General features: G+C 56.6%; 14 protein-coding genes and 2 tRNA genes. 3 read left to right on the top strand and 13 right to left on the bottom strand.

Going from position 1 to position 13,658, the window contains the following annotated elements; translation table 11 throughout:
- Positions 1-48: 48 nt before the first annotated feature.
- The 7 genes from coaE to nusB all read right to left on the bottom strand — a co-directional run bounded on the left by coaE (position 49) and on the right by nusB (position 4,898).
- Positions 49-645 carry a dephospho-CoA kinase gene (gene coaE, locus FNT36_RS08070; protein WP_144846239.1) on the bottom strand — a complete coding sequence of 199 codons (597 nt, stop codon included), beginning with the start codon at positions 643-645 and terminating at the stop codon, positions 49-51.
- Between the two features lie 14 nt (positions 646-659).
- Positions 660-1,130: a hypothetical protein gene (locus tag FNT36_RS08065; protein ID WP_144846237.1), complete on the bottom strand. Its 471-nt coding sequence runs from the start codon at positions 1,128-1,130 to the stop codon at positions 660-662.
- 1 nt (position 1,131) lies between these two features.
- Complete coding sequence (gene yajC, locus FNT36_RS08060) at positions 1,132-1,461, bottom strand: preprotein translocase subunit YajC (protein WP_144846235.1); 330 nt, start codon at positions 1,459-1,461, stop codon at positions 1,132-1,134.
- Positions 1,462-1,544: 83 nt separating this feature from the next.
- Entirely contained in the window at positions 1,545-2,045 is a 501-nt protein-coding gene (locus FNT36_RS08055) for a DUF1573 domain-containing protein (RefSeq protein ID WP_233635773.1), read from the bottom strand.
- A gap of 150 nt (positions 2,046-2,195) precedes the next feature.
- Complete coding sequence (locus tag FNT36_RS08050; protein ID WP_144846233.1) at positions 2,196-3,197, bottom strand: isocitrate/isopropylmalate dehydrogenase family protein; 1,002 nt, start codon at positions 3,195-3,197, stop codon at positions 2,196-2,198.
- Between the two features lie 124 nt (positions 3,198-3,321).
- Positions 3,322-3,633, bottom strand: a complete 312-nt coding sequence (locus FNT36_RS08045) for a YtxH domain-containing protein (protein WP_144846231.1) — start codon at positions 3,631-3,633, stop codon at positions 3,322-3,324.
- Between the two features lie 95 nt (positions 3,634-3,728).
- Positions 3,729-4,898 (bottom strand): transcription antitermination factor NusB, encoded by a 1,170-nt coding sequence (nusB, locus tag FNT36_RS08040; protein WP_233635772.1) that lies wholly within the window; start codon positions 4,896-4,898, stop codon positions 3,729-3,731.
- A gap of 294 nt (positions 4,899-5,192) precedes the next feature.
- Between nusB and FNT36_RS08035 the strand changes: the two genes are divergently transcribed.
- On the top strand, positions 5,193-6,989 hold the full coding sequence (locus tag FNT36_RS08035; RefSeq protein WP_144846227.1) for an ABC transporter ATP-binding protein: 1,797 nt from the start codon (positions 5,193-5,195) through the stop codon (positions 6,987-6,989).
- 81 nt (positions 6,990-7,070) lie between these two features.
- Here FNT36_RS08035 and FNT36_RS08030 read toward each other — a convergent pair whose 3' ends face one another.
- A complete protein-coding gene (locus FNT36_RS08030; RefSeq protein ID WP_144846225.1) occupies positions 7,071-7,493 on the bottom strand; it encodes a T9SS type A sorting domain-containing protein in 423 nt (140 codons plus the stop codon).
- Positions 7,494-7,685: 192 nt separating this feature from the next.
- On the opposite strand from FNT36_RS08030, the gene FNT36_RS08025 reads away from it, so the two are divergent.
- Positions 7,686-7,762 (top strand) — tRNA-Pro (locus FNT36_RS08025).
- A gap of 118 nt (positions 7,763-7,880) precedes the next feature.
- Positions 7,881-7,954 (top strand) — tRNA-Pro (locus FNT36_RS08020).
- Positions 7,955-8,377: 423 nt separating this feature from the next.
- Here the strand turns inward: FNT36_RS08020 and FNT36_RS08015 are convergent.
- From FNT36_RS08015 to truA, 5 genes are all read right to left on the bottom strand, one after another.
- Positions 8,378-8,899, bottom strand: a complete 522-nt coding sequence (locus FNT36_RS08015) for a hypothetical protein (RefSeq protein ID WP_144846223.1) — start codon at positions 8,897-8,899, stop codon at positions 8,378-8,380.
- A 12-nt stretch (positions 8,900-8,911) separates the two neighbouring features.
- Positions 8,912-10,066, bottom strand: coding sequence for a zinc-dependent alcohol dehydrogenase (locus FNT36_RS08010; protein ID WP_144846221.1), 1,155 nt, complete (start codon positions 10,064-10,066; stop codon positions 8,912-8,914).
- Between the two features lie 248 nt (positions 10,067-10,314).
- Positions 10,315-10,845 carry a hypothetical protein gene (locus FNT36_RS08005; protein ID WP_144846219.1) on the bottom strand — a complete coding sequence of 177 codons (531 nt, stop codon included), beginning with the start codon at positions 10,843-10,845 and terminating at the stop codon, positions 10,315-10,317.
- 40 nt (positions 10,846-10,885) lie between these two features.
- On the bottom strand, positions 10,886-12,709 hold the full coding sequence (locus tag FNT36_RS08000; protein ID WP_144846217.1) for an ABC transporter ATP-binding protein: 1,824 nt from the start codon (positions 12,707-12,709) through the stop codon (positions 10,886-10,888).
- A 163-nt stretch (positions 12,710-12,872) separates the two neighbouring features.
- Positions 12,873-13,643: a tRNA pseudouridine(38-40) synthase TruA gene (truA, locus tag FNT36_RS07995; protein WP_144846215.1), complete on the bottom strand. Its 771-nt coding sequence runs from the start codon at positions 13,641-13,643 to the stop codon at positions 12,873-12,875.
- Positions 13,644-13,658 lie beyond the last annotated feature (15 nt).

Here is a 13,658-nt window from a genome sequence, read left to right as displayed (position 1 = left end):
ACTGAAACGACAAGAGCTAGGCGGGTTCCTAGCTCTTGTCGTTTCTACTTAACCCATTCTGAAAGCTTCGTCTAAGGCCAGCACTTGGGGAAGTACTAGCTGCGAATCATCGTTGTACACCACGTAATCGGCCCGTTCCAGCTTTTCCTCATCGCTAAGCTGCTGGCGCATAATGGCCTCCACATCGGCGGCCGAGCGGTGGGCATCGCGGCGCAGCACGCGAGTGTGGCGCACGGCCGGCGGCGCAAACACGGTGATGATGCGGTCGAGCTGCCGATAAGCGCCCGATTCGTAGAGCAACGCGGCTTCCTTGAGGATATAGGGCTGGCCAGCCGCTGCCTGTGCCGCCACCCACGCCTCAAAATCGGCACCCACGCGCGGGTGCACCAGCGAGTTGAGCAGGGCCACCTGCGCAGCCTCTCCAAAAACGCGCTGGGCTAAATGTGTGCGGTTGAGTAGGCCCTCGGGGGTATATGTTTCGGCGCCAAAGGCCGCAAGCAGCTGCTCACGCAGCCCTAGGTCGGTGGCCATAATGCCCTTGGCCCGGCTGTCGGAATCGTACACGGGCACCCCAAGGGCGGCAAACAGGCGCGCTACAATGCTCTTACCCGAGCCAATACCACCAGTGATGCCAATGCGCAGCATGTTATTAAATAGAATTAGAGAGGGCGACGGCCACTACCAAGCGGTTTGCTTGTAGAATCTGCCCCCGGCACTAGGTAGAACGTGGCTGAGTCGGTAGGCAGGGACACCAACCGCACGGTACCTAGGGCCCGGCGCAAGGGCGGGCGTAGTGGCGAGCGCGGTGGTGGGGTACCCGCTAAGCGCAGGCGCACCTCGGCGGGCGGCGAGTGAAAGTGCAGCGCCCGGCTGAGCAAGCGCCAACCATTGCCGCGCACCTCTACCCGCACGGTAGCGGGCAACGGCCGGGCCGGGTGATAGCGCTGGGCATTGTAGTGCCAAGCCACGGGGTAATCGAGAGCGGCCACGTGGCTACTGTTGAGCGCCCGCAGCATCCAGAGCGTGCTGGCAATGACGAAGCACGCCAGCACGGCCTGGTAAAAGCTGGATTGGTGCCCAGCCAACGGGCGCAGCAGGCGCGCAAGGAGGCGGGGCGCCAGGGCTGCCATCCTAGGCGGTGGTAGCTACGGTTTCGGCAGCGGTGGTGCTACCGGCTAGGCGGGCAATGGCCGAGCGGTCGAAGCGCAGGCGCTGCCCGCGCTCTACTTCGAGCAATACAGTCTCAGGCCCTACTTCTACCAATAGGCCGTGCAGACCGCCAATCGTGACCACGCGCGTGCCTTTCACCAGCGACTCGCGGAAGGATTTAGCGTCGGCCGTTTTGCGCTGTTGCGGCCGAATCATGAAGAAGTACAGCACTAGGCCAATGGCCACCGGGAATACCAGCTGCATGATGCCGCCGCCGGGCGCAGTTTGGAGAAGAAGGGTAAGAAAAGTCATGACTCTAAAGAAGAAAGTAAAAGGAGGAGGTAAAACAACAGCTTGTAAGCAACTGCTTTACCTCCTCCCTAAGAGCAGGCAAATTACTTCGTAAGTACGTTGCCTTTAATGTAAATAACAGTAGTACTGGGCTGCGTATTGGCCCGCACACTCACCTGCTTGCTGATGAGGCCCTGCTTGCCGCGGCTGTCAAACTGCACGTCGAGCGTGCCTTTAGCGCCGGGTGCCACGGGCTCCTTGGTCCAGTTGGGGGTGGTGCAGCCGCACGAGGCAGTGGCATCAGCAATGAGCAGTGGCGTTTTGCCAGTATTGGTGAAGGTGAACGTGTGCGCCACCTTGCTGTCGGGCTTGATGTCGCCAAAGTCAAACTGCGACTCGGCAAAGGTCATCACCGGGGCGTCGGGGTTCGGGGCTTCGGTGTCGCTAGCCACGTTGGGGTTGTCGATGGTTGGGTTGGCTTTCGAGTTGTCGTCAGCAGCAGCAGCGGCGGCATTCATGCCCTGCGTGCCGGCCTCAGCCGACTTATCACGGTTGCAGCTAGCAGCTAGCAGGCCAACGGCTAAGAGTATGCTAATCTTCTTCATGCGTTTAAATAATCGAGTTGTCAAGTAGTAATCGTGAAATAGCAATTCAAGCCTTACGAAAGGCTAATGGCTAACAATTACTACTTGACAACTAGAAAGTTGCTCATAGAGGTTATACCCCTCAAACGCGGAGCGCCCAGCAGAGCGTTCCTACAGCTTGTCAATAATAAACTGCGTAAATTCTTTGGTCGAGGCTTTGCCGCCTAGGTCGCCAGTGCACTGCTCTTTGTGCAGAAAGGTCTCATTGAGGGCCTTCTCGATGCGAGTAGCGTGCTCTTTCTCGCCTAGGTGCTCTAGCATCATCAGCGCCGAGCGCAGCAGGGCGGTGGGGTTGGCTTTGCCTTGGCCCGCAATGTCGGGGGCCGAGCCGTGCACGGCTTCGAAGATGGCCATGTTGTCGCCGATATTGGCACCGCTCACCACCCCTAGGCCGCCTACTAGGCCAGCGCAGAGGTCCGACAGGATATCACCAAACAGGTTGGTGGTCACAATCACGTCGAACTGCTCGGGCTTTCCTACCAGCTGCATGCACATGTTATCAATGATGCGGTCGTCGTAGAACGTTACCTCGGGGTACTGGGCAGCAGCCTCGCGAGCGGCTTCCAGCATCAGCTTGCCAGCGTTCTTGAGGATGTTGCCCTTGTGGGCCATCGTCACGTGCTTGCGGCCGTGCTTGGAGGCGAAGGCGAAGGCAGCCTGGCAGATTTTGCGGCAGCCCTCCACCGTCACGCGGCTGATGGAGTCGGCGATACCTAGGCGCTCGTCGTACACCTCGAGGCCGGCATACAGGCCTTCGGTATTTTCGCGAAACAGCACCAGGTCAATGCCTTCGAAGCGGGTGTTGATGCCGGGCGTCGTCTTGGCCGGGCGCACGTTCTGGTACAGGTCGTACTTCTGGCGCAGCGTGATGTTTACGCTCTTAAAGCCTTTGCCTACGGGCGTCGTAACGGGGCCTTTGAGGCCTACTTTGGTGCGCTCCAGCGAGTCGTACAGCGGCTGGGGCAGCAGGCTGCCGCTCTCAGCCAGGGCCGTTTCACCAGCATTGTGGGTTTCCCACTGCACAGGAACTTGGGCGGCGGCAAAGATATCGACTACGGACTGGGTGATTTCGGGCCCAATGCCGTCGCCGGGAATAAGCGTTACGAGATGCATAAAAGTGGTGGTGAGGTAGGGTAAGTGGGTGGCACAAGTAAGGGGCGAAGCAAGGGCTTAGCCAGCCAGATACGCCAGTACAAACTACGCCACTGAATCGCCAAGTCCCTACCTCACCCAACACTTAGTTGGTAGCGCGGCGCGAATTAATCTGGCTAATGAGCTGGTCAACATCGCCGAGCAGTTGCTCAGCCTTGGTCTTGGCATCCTGAATCACGCGCTGCCCTTCGCTCTTGGCCGAGGACGGCGTGTTGTCGCGGCTGGTCACGAGGCTTTCGGTGAGGTCAGCCAACACCGAGCGGTATTTCTCGAGCTGGTAGCTGAGAAACGAACGAGTTTCGCGGCCGGTCTCGGGCGCGTAGAGCAAGCCAATGGCAGCCCCGGCAAGGGCGCCGCCCGTGAAGCAAAGCAGGCCGGTGGTTGTTTTACTAGCCATGTGAGTGGGGTCAGAATAGGGGTGAAGAGAAAGAATACAAGGGAGAAGGTGGCGCAGCTCAACCGAGCTACTGGCCAGCCAAACGCCCTAGGTGGCTATTGATTGTCCAGCAGCCCGCGGCCCGATTTGCGAATCTCGCCGCTTGCAGCCAAGTCTTGCGCCAGCTTATCCAAAATACCGTTTACGAATTGCTTGCTCTTCGGGGTACTGTAGAGCTTACTGATTTCGATGTATTCGTTAATGGTCACCTTCACCGGAATGCCCCGGAAAAGCTGCATCTCGCAGAGTGCCATCTTGAGGATAATCTTGTCGAGCAGGGCTACGCGCTCCACGTCCCAGTTCTGCACCGACTCGGCAATGAGCTTCTCGGACTTGGCATCGTCTTGCAGCGTTTGGTTGTAGAGCGTTTCGGCAAAGTCGCGGTCGTCCTGCCAGTTGGCGCTCAAGTTCATCAGCTCCTGCTTTTCGTCGGCCTGGTAGGGCAGCATCTTCAGGGTCTTCAGCACCAGGTTGCGCACGATGGGGCGGTTTTCCTCCCAGTTCAGGTCGTTGGCTTCGAGCCAGCGCGGCAGCGCTTCACCTTTGAATACAAAATCCTTGTAGAGGTGGCGTACCAGCTCCATGTCGGTTTCGTAGTCCGTTTCGGCTAGGCCCGTGTTTTTGCCCCCTAGGTAGGCCTGCACGGCCTCGTCGGGCTTCATTTCTTTTTGCCACGCCTCACGCAGGGCCTCGATTTCTTCCGAGTCGGTCCACTGCAGCTTGCGCCGAATGGTAGTTTGCAGCAGCTGCTCATTTTCCTTGAGCTTAGCAAAAGCCGCGTTGCCAAACAGCCGCGCGGTGGCCTCAGCCTCGAACCTAGGGCCGGTGAAGCGGCGTGCCTCCCGCTCGTTGTCTTCAGTAATGATTTCGAGCAGCGCCTGCGGCAAGTTCAGCAGGTGCAGGTATTGGTCGTGAATGCTTTCGGCGCCGTGCAGCAGTTGCCCGCCGTAAAACGAGCTTTCTTTTTGCACCAGCTTCTGGTAGTAGTCGATGGCCGCGTTTAGGGCCGCAGCTACTTCCTTATCGTCAGAGCCGGTTTCGGGCAGTTCGCCGGTGCGGTGCCACTCGCGCAGTTGCGCCTCGCCCAGCTTGCGCTGGCCTTCGAGCAGGCGGCGGTCGGGGGCTACGTCGGCGGTGAGGTCGGGCTCAAACGCCGCCGCGATGCGGTCTTGGGCCAGTTGCAAGTCGGCGGCTACTGCCTGCTGGTAGGCGTAGAGGGCTTGCATGACCTTGATTCTGAGTAAGCGGCGGTTTAGCATTTCGAGTATGTATCGGTTAGGATGGCGCCGCAGCGAGCGGCGAGGCGGTTAGAAAGGAACTGACCGCTAACAGTTAATGAGGCACAATTAATTCGGCCGGTTTTGCTTATTCCGCACGGCAGTTGCCGGGAAGAGTAGGCCGTAACTTTGTTAAGTAGCTACGTGGCCGGCTCCCCAGGCCGGCCAGCCGGCCGTTTGGGACTGCAAAAGTACCCGTTTTTTTCCGGTTCTGGCCCCGCTTCCCGCTCCTACCCTGCTTCTATGCCAACCCGCTCGCTCGCCGCCGTCAACGTCCACATCTTCCGCTATAAGTGGCACTTCCTAGGTGGTGTACTATTTGTGATACTCAGCACCTTGCTGACTATTTTTCCGGCCCAACTGGTGCGCTACTCTTTCGATTTAGTAAACGAGGGCATCGACCTCTATCACCTCTTCGCGGGTACCCAGGCGCAGGCCGGCGTGTACCAGCTCTTCGGGCGCAACGTGCTGTTTTACGGCATGTTGATTATTGGTTTAGCCCTGCTGCGAGGCATTTTTCTGTTCTTTATGCGCCAGACGCTCATCGTGATGTCGCGCCTCATCGAGAATGACCAGAAAAATCAGATATTTCAGCATTACCAGTCGCTGCCGCTCAGCTTTTATCGCCGCCACAGCACCGGCGACCTCATGTCGCGCATCTCCGAAGATGTAGGACGCGTGCGCATGTACCTAGGGCCGGGCATCATGTATTTTTTGCAGCTGGTGGTGCTGTTTATCCTCGTGGTGCCGCTGATGCTAATGGTCAACGTGCGGCTCACGCTGCTCACGATTTTGCCGCTACCTATTTTGTCGGTCACTATCTTCTATATCAACAACTTGATTGAGAAGAAGTCGGATGATATTCAGCGGGCCCTGGCCAGCATGACCACGTTTACGCAGGAGGCTTTTTCGGGTATTCGGGTACTCAAGTCGTTTGTGCGGCAGCAAGACTCTCTGGAGCAGTTTACGGTGGCTACCAACGAGTATAAAGACAAGTCGCTCAGCCTCAACTTTGTCAATTCGTTATTTTTTCCGCTCATCATGTTTTTGGTGGGCATTAGCACAGTCGTTACCGTCTGGATTGGCGGCCAAGAGGTAATCAACGGCACTATCACTACGGGCACCATTGCCGAGTTTATCATCTACGTCAACCTGCTAACCTGGCCCGTAACGGCCCTAGGGTGGACCTCATCCTTGGTGCAGCGGGCCGAGGCTTCGCAAGCCCGCATCAATGAGTTTTTAGACGAGAAAACCGACATCGTGTCGCGCCGCGACGTGAGCCAGGAAATTCAGGGCGATATCGTCTTCGACCACGTATCGTTCACCTACCCCGACACTGGCATCAAGGCCCTGCGCGATGTCAGCTTCCGCATCAAGCCAGGCCACACGCTGGCCATCATTGGCAATACGGGCTCGGGTAAAAGCACGGTGGCCGCCCTGCTCTGCCGCCTCTACGACGTGACGAGCGGTGACATTCAGGTTGATGGCGTAGATGTGCGCGATTACTCGCTCACGTCGCTGCGCGAGCAAATTGGATACGTACCGCAGGACGTGTTTCTTTTCTCCGACAACATCCGCAACAACATCAACTTCGGGCTCAATGAGCCTAACGAGGAGCGCATGGCCCAAGCTGCCCGCGATGCCGACGTGTACGAGAACATCATCCGCTTTCCCGAAGGCTTCGATACCAAGGTAGGCGAGCGCGGCATCACGCTCTCGGGCGGCCAAAAGCAGCGCGTTAGCATTGCCCGTGCCCTAGTAAAAGAGCCCAAAATTTTGATTCTAGACGACTCGCTGTCGGCGGTCGATACCAAGACCGAGAATGCCATCCTAGACAGCCTCCAGCGCGTGATGAAGAACCGCACTAGCCTCATCATCTCGCACCGCGTATCGTCGGTGAAGCTGGCCGACCAGATTCTAGTGCTCGATGATGGCCAAATTGTACAGCACGGCACCCACGCCGCCCTTATGGCCGAGGCCGATGGGCTCTACCGAGCGCTTTATGAGCGCCAGCTACAGACCGAAGCGGTAAACGAGTAGTAAGCGACCACCTAAAAAGCCGGCGAGAAGTGAGAAAATTGATTCTCACTTCTCGCCGGCTTTTTTATCTAGACTCGTGCTTTATTCGCCTAGCATTACACGGCGCATACCGGTTTTTTCGCCAGCGGTACAGCGCACCACGTAGGGGCCGGCGGGCAGCTTGCCCGTGTCGAGGGTTACGGGCGTGGTGCCAGCCATCATCGTTTTGGTGAGGACCGGGCGACCTTCCTTGTCGTTGATTTCGACGCGGGTGGGCCCTACCGCATCGCAGCGCACGGTCAGCTTGTGCGTGATGGGGTTAATATCAGCTTTGATTTTAAGTGCGTTAGGGTCGGCCGCGGGCGTCACGGGCGCTAAAGCAATAGGAACTGGCGTGGTAGGAGCCGCAGGGTCAGCGGCCGTAGTAGCCGGCGCGGTCGTAGCGGCTGGGGCCGGCGTCGTTTGGGCGTGGCTCGCGAGCGACACCAACAGCAGCGCCCCGGCGCAGGTAAAGAATACTTTCATGACACTCAGGGATAAAGGTTTTTTCAGTAGGTTAAAGGTACAACAGCTCGCTTTTTTTCGGACTGGCCTTGACCGATTTAACCTACTAAAACCTTGCCAGCCGCAGCACCTAGGCTAGCTTTATTTGAAAAAAAACTTGCTTGACTTGCGTAGTTCTCAATTTTTCTTCTACCTTTGTGCCTCCAATTCCCTCGGGGTGTAGCGTAGCCTGGTATCGCGCCAGCATGGGGTGCTGGAGGTCGTAGGTTCGAATCCTGCCACTCCGACCAAGGGACAAGTTGCCCCACGAAAGAGCCCCCGACCTTCGGGTCGGGGGTTTTTTTAGGTCAACTTGTGAAAGAATTGGACTTCCCGACGCGGCGTCGCCCCATCGATGCCGCTACTTCTCGGGGTGTAGCGCAGCCCGGTAGCGCGCGTCGTTCGGGACGACGAGGCCGTAGGTTCGAATCCTGCCACCCCGACTTTATGTAAAAGGCCTTTTGCTTTTGATGAAGCAAAGGGCCTTTTTATTTTAATCTTAAGCAGTGTAGTCCTACTACACAGTCGAGCTTGAAATAAGAGGGATTAAAAATTTTCCTCTTCGGTGGATTAGGCTATACCCATTATAGTGGTGGCACCAACATTGGCTACGTAAGCACTACACCTAGGGTAGCCCTCTTTCCCCATCCCTCGCTTTGGGCTCGAAGCTTCGCTATATTACTTATCTTAACAGTAGCAATTTCACTAACACCCATAGCTTCAATTTCAGCTTCAGCCTGCAGAATATCTAGCATAAGGCCGCTTATTACTTTGGCAAATAGCCTATCGCTCAACATTAGCGCATAAAAGACCTAGGGCCGTTGAGTAGCTACTCAACGGCCCTAGGTCTTTTATGCGCGGGCTAATTACCTGCTAGCGGTGCGAATTTTGGCTTTCTTGCCACCTTTGCCTTTGCTGGAGAGTAACACTACTATGCCGCCTGCGATAGCGGCCACAGTAGTCAGCTTGATTATCAGACCGGCACGGTCGTGTTTCCATTCGGTTTTGTAGCCCTTTTCAGCAAAAATATTGGGTACGTGGCCGTGAGCTAGGTCATCAATGACACCTTCTACTACGTTTACGCGGTCGGCCAGCAAGAGCGGCAACCAGTGTAAGTAGCTGTTTTCACTGTACTTGAAGGCAAAGCGCCGAATAACGCCGCTCAGCCCGCTAGGAGGCACCGAGGTGCCAAATACAGCCGTGACATTAGGGCGCTCGATGGAGTGCAGCACTTCAATGTTGATAGGCTGCTGCGTGGGGCGCTCCCAGCTATACCCCTTATGGTCGTCCGGGGTGCGCGTGCGCATCGGGTACGTGGGGTCGTTTTCGGGGTCGTTGTCGATGTTCCAGCCAGGAAGCTGCGACGGATTTTGGGTGATAGGTTCCATGATAGCAATGCGTTACATTCCGGCAGTGGAAGGAATCAAGACTGTTTTGATGCAGTTGTCGAGCTTGGCTGAGAACATGCGGTAGCCATCGGCCACGTCTTCCAGTGCCAGGCGATGGGTGATGAGGCCCTTGGGGTTAAGCACACCATTCTGCACGTGCTCGATGAGGCGCGGCAGGTGGCGCTTCACGGCCGTTTGGTTGGCTCGGATGGTAATGCCTTTGTTCAGCACGTTGCCGATGGGTACTAGGTTATCGGTGGGGCCATACACGCCCACAATGGATACCACGCCTCCCTTGCGCACCGAGTTAATGGCCCAGTGTACGGCCGTGGCCGAGCCAGCTTGCAACAGCGTTTTGCGGCCAGTGATGGTTTGTAGCGCGTTGCCAGCGGCCTCAGCCCCTACGGCATCGATGCAAACATCAGCGCCTATCCAGTCGGTTTGCTTTTTAATGAACAGGACTGGGTCGCCAATTTCCTGGAAGTTGTAGGCCTCGCACTTCGAGTAGTTGCGGGCAAACTCTAGGCGGTAATCCTCTTTATCAATGATGATGACGCGGCCCGCGCCAAATAGCCAAGCGCAGCGTGCGGCCATAATGCCTACGGGACCGGCGCCAAACACCACGACTGTGTCGCCGGTTTGGATACCTCCCATTTCGGCAGCTTGGTAGCCCGTGGGCACCACATCAGTTAGCAGCACGGCATCTTCAATGTCCATGCCGGGCGGGATGACAGTGGGGCTCACGTTGGCGTAGGGCACGCGTACATACTCGGCCTGCCCGCCATCGTAGCCGCCCGTGATGTGCGAGTAGCCAAAGAAGCCGCCCGCTGCCGTAGCCTGGGGGCTGCCTTCATGGCAATTGCCAAATAAGCCTTGCTTGCAGAAAATACACTTGCCGCACGCAATGTTAAACGGCACCAGTATATTATCACCCACTTTGAGCTTAGTTACCTCGGAGCCAATTTCTTCGACCACCCCCGTAAACTCGTGTCCAAAGGTCTGGCCTACGCGCGTATCGGGCACGTTACCATTATACAGGTGCAGGTCGGAGCCGCAGATACACGAGCGCGTTACCCGCACAATCGCATCTTCGGGATGCAAGATTTCGGGCATCGGTTTTTGAGTGGCCCGGATGCGTTTTGGGCCGCGATATTCCATTGCTAGCATGCGAATGTTCCTTTATAGGTTAGAGCAATACAGTAGCGCTGCGCAGTGCTTTGAGTCCTAGGTCTAAGACCCAAGGCAGCACGCAATGCCTTCGTTTTGTACTTGCTCGGGCCTACAAAGGTTGGCTAACTAGCTAATCAGTAAAGCAATAGCATTATCTTAGGAAGTATACGGCGCAGCTTCGCCCGCGCTTTCCCTCGCCAGTATCGCACTCACGCTCTGGCACCCTCACGCTCGAGCAGCCCAGCCTACTTGACGCCTATCCACATTTCTGAAATTTCGTCGGCACCGAAGCGCTCTAGGTAGAAATTTCCGCGTTGCGTGAGCTTCTGCGCCTTGATGGCTTCGGTAGCAGCGGGATACAGCTTATCGGGCGCCAGCAGGAAGCTTACGCCCTTAATCTGAGCGCGCATAATGCGCTGACCGGCTGGCACCATGCGGTAGCGCCAGCCAGCGGGCAGCGGGCGTGCCGTATCGGCCACCGCTAGGCCGATGAAGGCCTGAATGGTATCGTGAGCGGTTTCGGGGTTGTTGTAGTAGATATTGGCCAGTGCCACACCGGTACCTAGGCGGCCGTTCTCCTGGGTGGTTTTGGCTTCCCTAAATAGCTCGCCAAAGCGCTGGCCCTGCACTTTGCCGGCATAGACTTGGCCCGCCAATAGCGTGGGTGCGGTGGTAGTTTCGAGGGCTACGGTAGGCGTGCGTAGGCCACCTAGGTAGGCATAAAAGCTGAGCGCAACGGCCGTGACGACAAGAACAATAGGAAATAAGTAACGCACGAAGAGTAATGAGCAGGTTACGGTGATTGGAGGAGCTGCTTTAAGCTTGCTTACTGGCTTTATCGTTGTCCGGCAATCGCTCATTGCCCACTGCTACTTGCTCGCTGCTAGCATACTGCATGCGGTAGAGCTGAGCGTAGTAGCCGTTTTGGCGCAGTAGCTCCTCATGGGTGCCGGTTTCTTTGATTTCGCCACGGTCGAGCACAATAATGCGGTCAGCTTTCTGAATGGTACTGAGACGGTGAGCGATAACCAGCGCCGTGCGACCTTCCATGAGCTTATCGATGGCTTCCTGAATGAGCTCTTCCGTTTCCGAATCGACCGACGAGGTAGCCTCATCAAGCACGATAACGCGCGGCTCGTACACTAGCGCCCGCACAAAGCTGATAAGCTGGCGCTGGCCCACCGAAAGCGTAGCACCGCGCTCCATTACAAGGTAGTCGAGGCCGCCCGGCAGGCGCTCGATGAAGCGCTGAGCGCCCACTAGCGCAGCAGCCTCCATTATTTGGGCATCGCCAATGGCACGGTTGCCTAGGGTGATGTTATCGCGGATAGAGCCAGCAAATAGGAAGACGTCCTGCAGCACCACCCCAATCTGCCGGCGCAGCTGGCTGAGGTCGTATTCGCGCAGGTCTTGGCCATCGACCCGGATGTGCCCCTGCTGGATGTCGTAGAAGCGCGACAGCAGGTTGATAATGCTGGTTTTGCCCGCCCCAGTGGCTCCCACAAAGGCGATGGTTTGGCCAGGCTTCACATGGAAGCTAATATCCTTGAGCACCCACTCAGGCTCGTTGTAGGCAAACCACACGTGGTCGAACTCCACATCGCCCTGTAGCTGCGGCACGGGCGCGGTGCCCGAAGTAGCTACTAGGTCTTTGTTATCGAGCAATTTGAGTAGTCGCTCGGTACTCACTAATCCCAACTGAAGCGTATTAAAACGGTCAGCAATCTGCCGAATGGGCCGGAAAAACAGCGAGTTGTACATGATGAAGGCAATAAGCGCCCCTTTCGAGATAGTACCCTCAATCTGCCCCTGCGCGGCGTACCACACCAGTAGGCCCACCCCAATGGCACCTAGGACCTCAGCTACTGGAAAATAGATGCTGTAGTACAGCACCGACTTAATATTGGCCTTCGTGTGCTCCTGGTTGATAGCCTCAAACTTGCGAAACTCGCGGTCCTCATTGTTGAAAATCTGCACCACGTTCATACCCGTCAAGTGCTCCTGCACAAAGCTGTTGAGCTTGGCGACGGCATTACGCACTTCCTGAAAGCTGCCCTTTACCTTCTCCTTAAACACGTAGGTGCTGAAGAGCAATGGCGGGATAACGGAGAGGCTAATGAGCGCCAACTGCCAGTTAGTCCAGAACATGAAAATCATCAGGAACACGATTTGGAGCAAGTCCCCCACCATCGCAGCTAGGCCTTCGCTAAACACATCGGCCAGGGTTTCTACGTCGGAGATATTGCGCGTCACGAGCACCCCTAGGGGCGTGCGGTCGAAGAAGCTGAGCTTGAGGCTGAGTAAGTGCCGGTAGAGGTCAGTGCGAATGTCGCGCACGATGTACTGGCCTAGCCAGCCACCGTAGTAAGTCTGGAGGTAGCTCACTAGCGTGTTCACCACTAGCAAAGCCAGCAGCCACAGCGTCGAGCGGTTGAGGCCCGCCCAGTCGTTGTTATTGATGTCCACATCGACCATGCGCTGAATGAGCGCTGGGCGCACCGTGCCTAGCACCGCCGCCGCCACGGTCAAAAAGATGAGGCCAATAAATACGCTCCGGTAAGGCTGCACATAGGCGAGCAGGCGGCGCAGCACCTGCCAGTCGAATACCTGGCCGGTTTTGGTAGCAGAAGTTGGGTCCATAGTCAGTAGCTCTACTAACAAAGGTCGGCACGGTTCGTTCGGCAGCCACAAATTGACCTTGCTAACGAACAACAAGAAGCCAGCAGATTAAACTATTATGTACCCAGTAAATCAAGCATGTTGGAACTAACAAGCCTTTTTATACCAATTAGCCTTTTTCTTCCTAGGTGAGCCTACTCGGCAAGATGCTAGGTGCGTACTCTACCTTGCTCAAGTACAAGCCTTTAGCAGGAGCTGCGCCACTAGCTGCCACGCGCTGCTGCCGGTGCAGCACTTGTTGGAACTCCGCTGGGGTCAGCTTGCCTCTACCTACATCGAGCAGCGTGCCTACCACTAGCCGCACCATCCCCCGCACAAAGCGATTGGCCCGGATGCGAAACACTAGCCCATCGGCATGATGAGGGTCGGGGTGCCAACCAGCCTCGTAGAGGTAGCAGATATAATGGTTTTCACCACCTTTCACCTTAGAAAAGGCAGTAAAGTCAAATTGGCCTATTAGGTAGCCAGCTGCTTCATTCATAGCGGCCACATCGGGAGCGCAGTCGAGATACAGCGCTTGGTCGCGCCGAAAGGGATTGGGGCGCAGGCTTACAAAATACTCATAAGTCCGCGCTTCGGCCGAAAACCGCGCATGGTCTTGTGGCCCTACCTCGTGTATATCAAATACCTGCACATCGGGCGGCAAAGCACGATTAACGCGATAGCGCAGCAGCTCAAATGTCATTCCCTCTGGCAAAGTAGCCTCGAAGTGAGCGACTTGGTGGCTAGCATGCACACCTGTATCCGTGCGGCCGCTTCCTATGGTGTGCACAAGCTGGCGCAATACTTGGCTCAGCGCTTTGTCGAGGGCCGCTTGCACAGTAGGCACACCCGGCTGCACTTGCCAGCCGCAGTATGCCGTGCCATCGTAAGCAAAATGGATAAAGTAGCGCATACTCGCAAAAGTACC

It is taken from the genome of Hymenobacter setariae (genome assembly GCF_007713685.1).
GTDB lineage: Bacteria > Bacteroidota > Bacteroidia > Cytophagales > Hymenobacteraceae > Hymenobacter > Hymenobacter setariae.
The sequence above is the reverse complement of the archived record's forward strand: the minus strand, read 5'-3'. Positions and strand labels throughout refer to the sequence as shown.

Excerpts from the sequence above, each read along its gene's own strand:
- coaE (WP_144846239.1), bottom strand. The coding sequence starts at position 645 with ATGCTGCGCATTGGCATCACTGGTGGTATTGGCTCGGGTAAGAGCATT.
- FNT36_RS08065 (WP_144846237.1), bottom strand. The coding sequence starts at position 1,130 with ATGGCAGCCCTGGCGCCCCGCCTCCTTGCGCGCCTGCTGCGCCCGTTG.
- yajC (WP_144846235.1), bottom strand. The coding sequence starts at position 1,461 with ATGACTTTTCTTACCCTTCTTCTCCAAACTGCGCCCGGCGGCGGCATC.
- FNT36_RS08055 (WP_233635773.1), bottom strand. The coding sequence starts at position 2,045 with ATGAAGAAGATTAGCATACTCTTAGCCGTTGGCCTGCTAGCTGCTAGC.
- FNT36_RS08050 (WP_144846233.1), bottom strand. The coding sequence starts at position 3,197 with ATGCATCTCGTAACGCTTATTCCCGGCGACGGCATTGGGCCCGAAATC.
- FNT36_RS08045 (WP_144846231.1), bottom strand. The coding sequence starts at position 3,633 with ATGGCTAGTAAAACAACCACCGGCCTGCTTTGCTTCACGGGCGGCGCC.
- nusB (WP_233635772.1), bottom strand. The coding sequence starts at position 4,898 with ATGCAAGCCCTCTACGCCTACCAGCAGGCAGTAGCCGCCGACTTGCAA.
- FNT36_RS08035 (WP_144846227.1), top strand. The coding sequence starts at position 5,193 with ATGCCAACCCGCTCGCTCGCCGCCGTCAACGTCCACATCTTCCGCTAT.
- FNT36_RS08030 (WP_144846225.1), bottom strand. The coding sequence starts at position 7,493 with ATGAAAGTATTCTTTACCTGCGCCGGGGCGCTGCTGTTGGTGTCGCTC.
- FNT36_RS08015 (WP_144846223.1), bottom strand. The coding sequence starts at position 8,899 with ATGGAACCTATCACCCAAAATCCGTCGCAGCTTCCTGGCTGGAACATC.
- FNT36_RS08010 (WP_144846221.1), bottom strand. The coding sequence starts at position 10,066 with ATGCTAGCAATGGAATATCGCGGCCCAAAACGCATCCGGGCCACTCAA.
- FNT36_RS08000 (WP_144846217.1), bottom strand. The coding sequence starts at position 12,709 with ATGGACCCAACTTCTGCTACCAAAACCGGCCAGGTATTCGACTGGCAG.
- truA (WP_144846215.1), bottom strand. The coding sequence starts at position 13,643 with ATGCGCTACTTTATCCATTTTGCTTACGATGGCACGGCATACTGCGGC.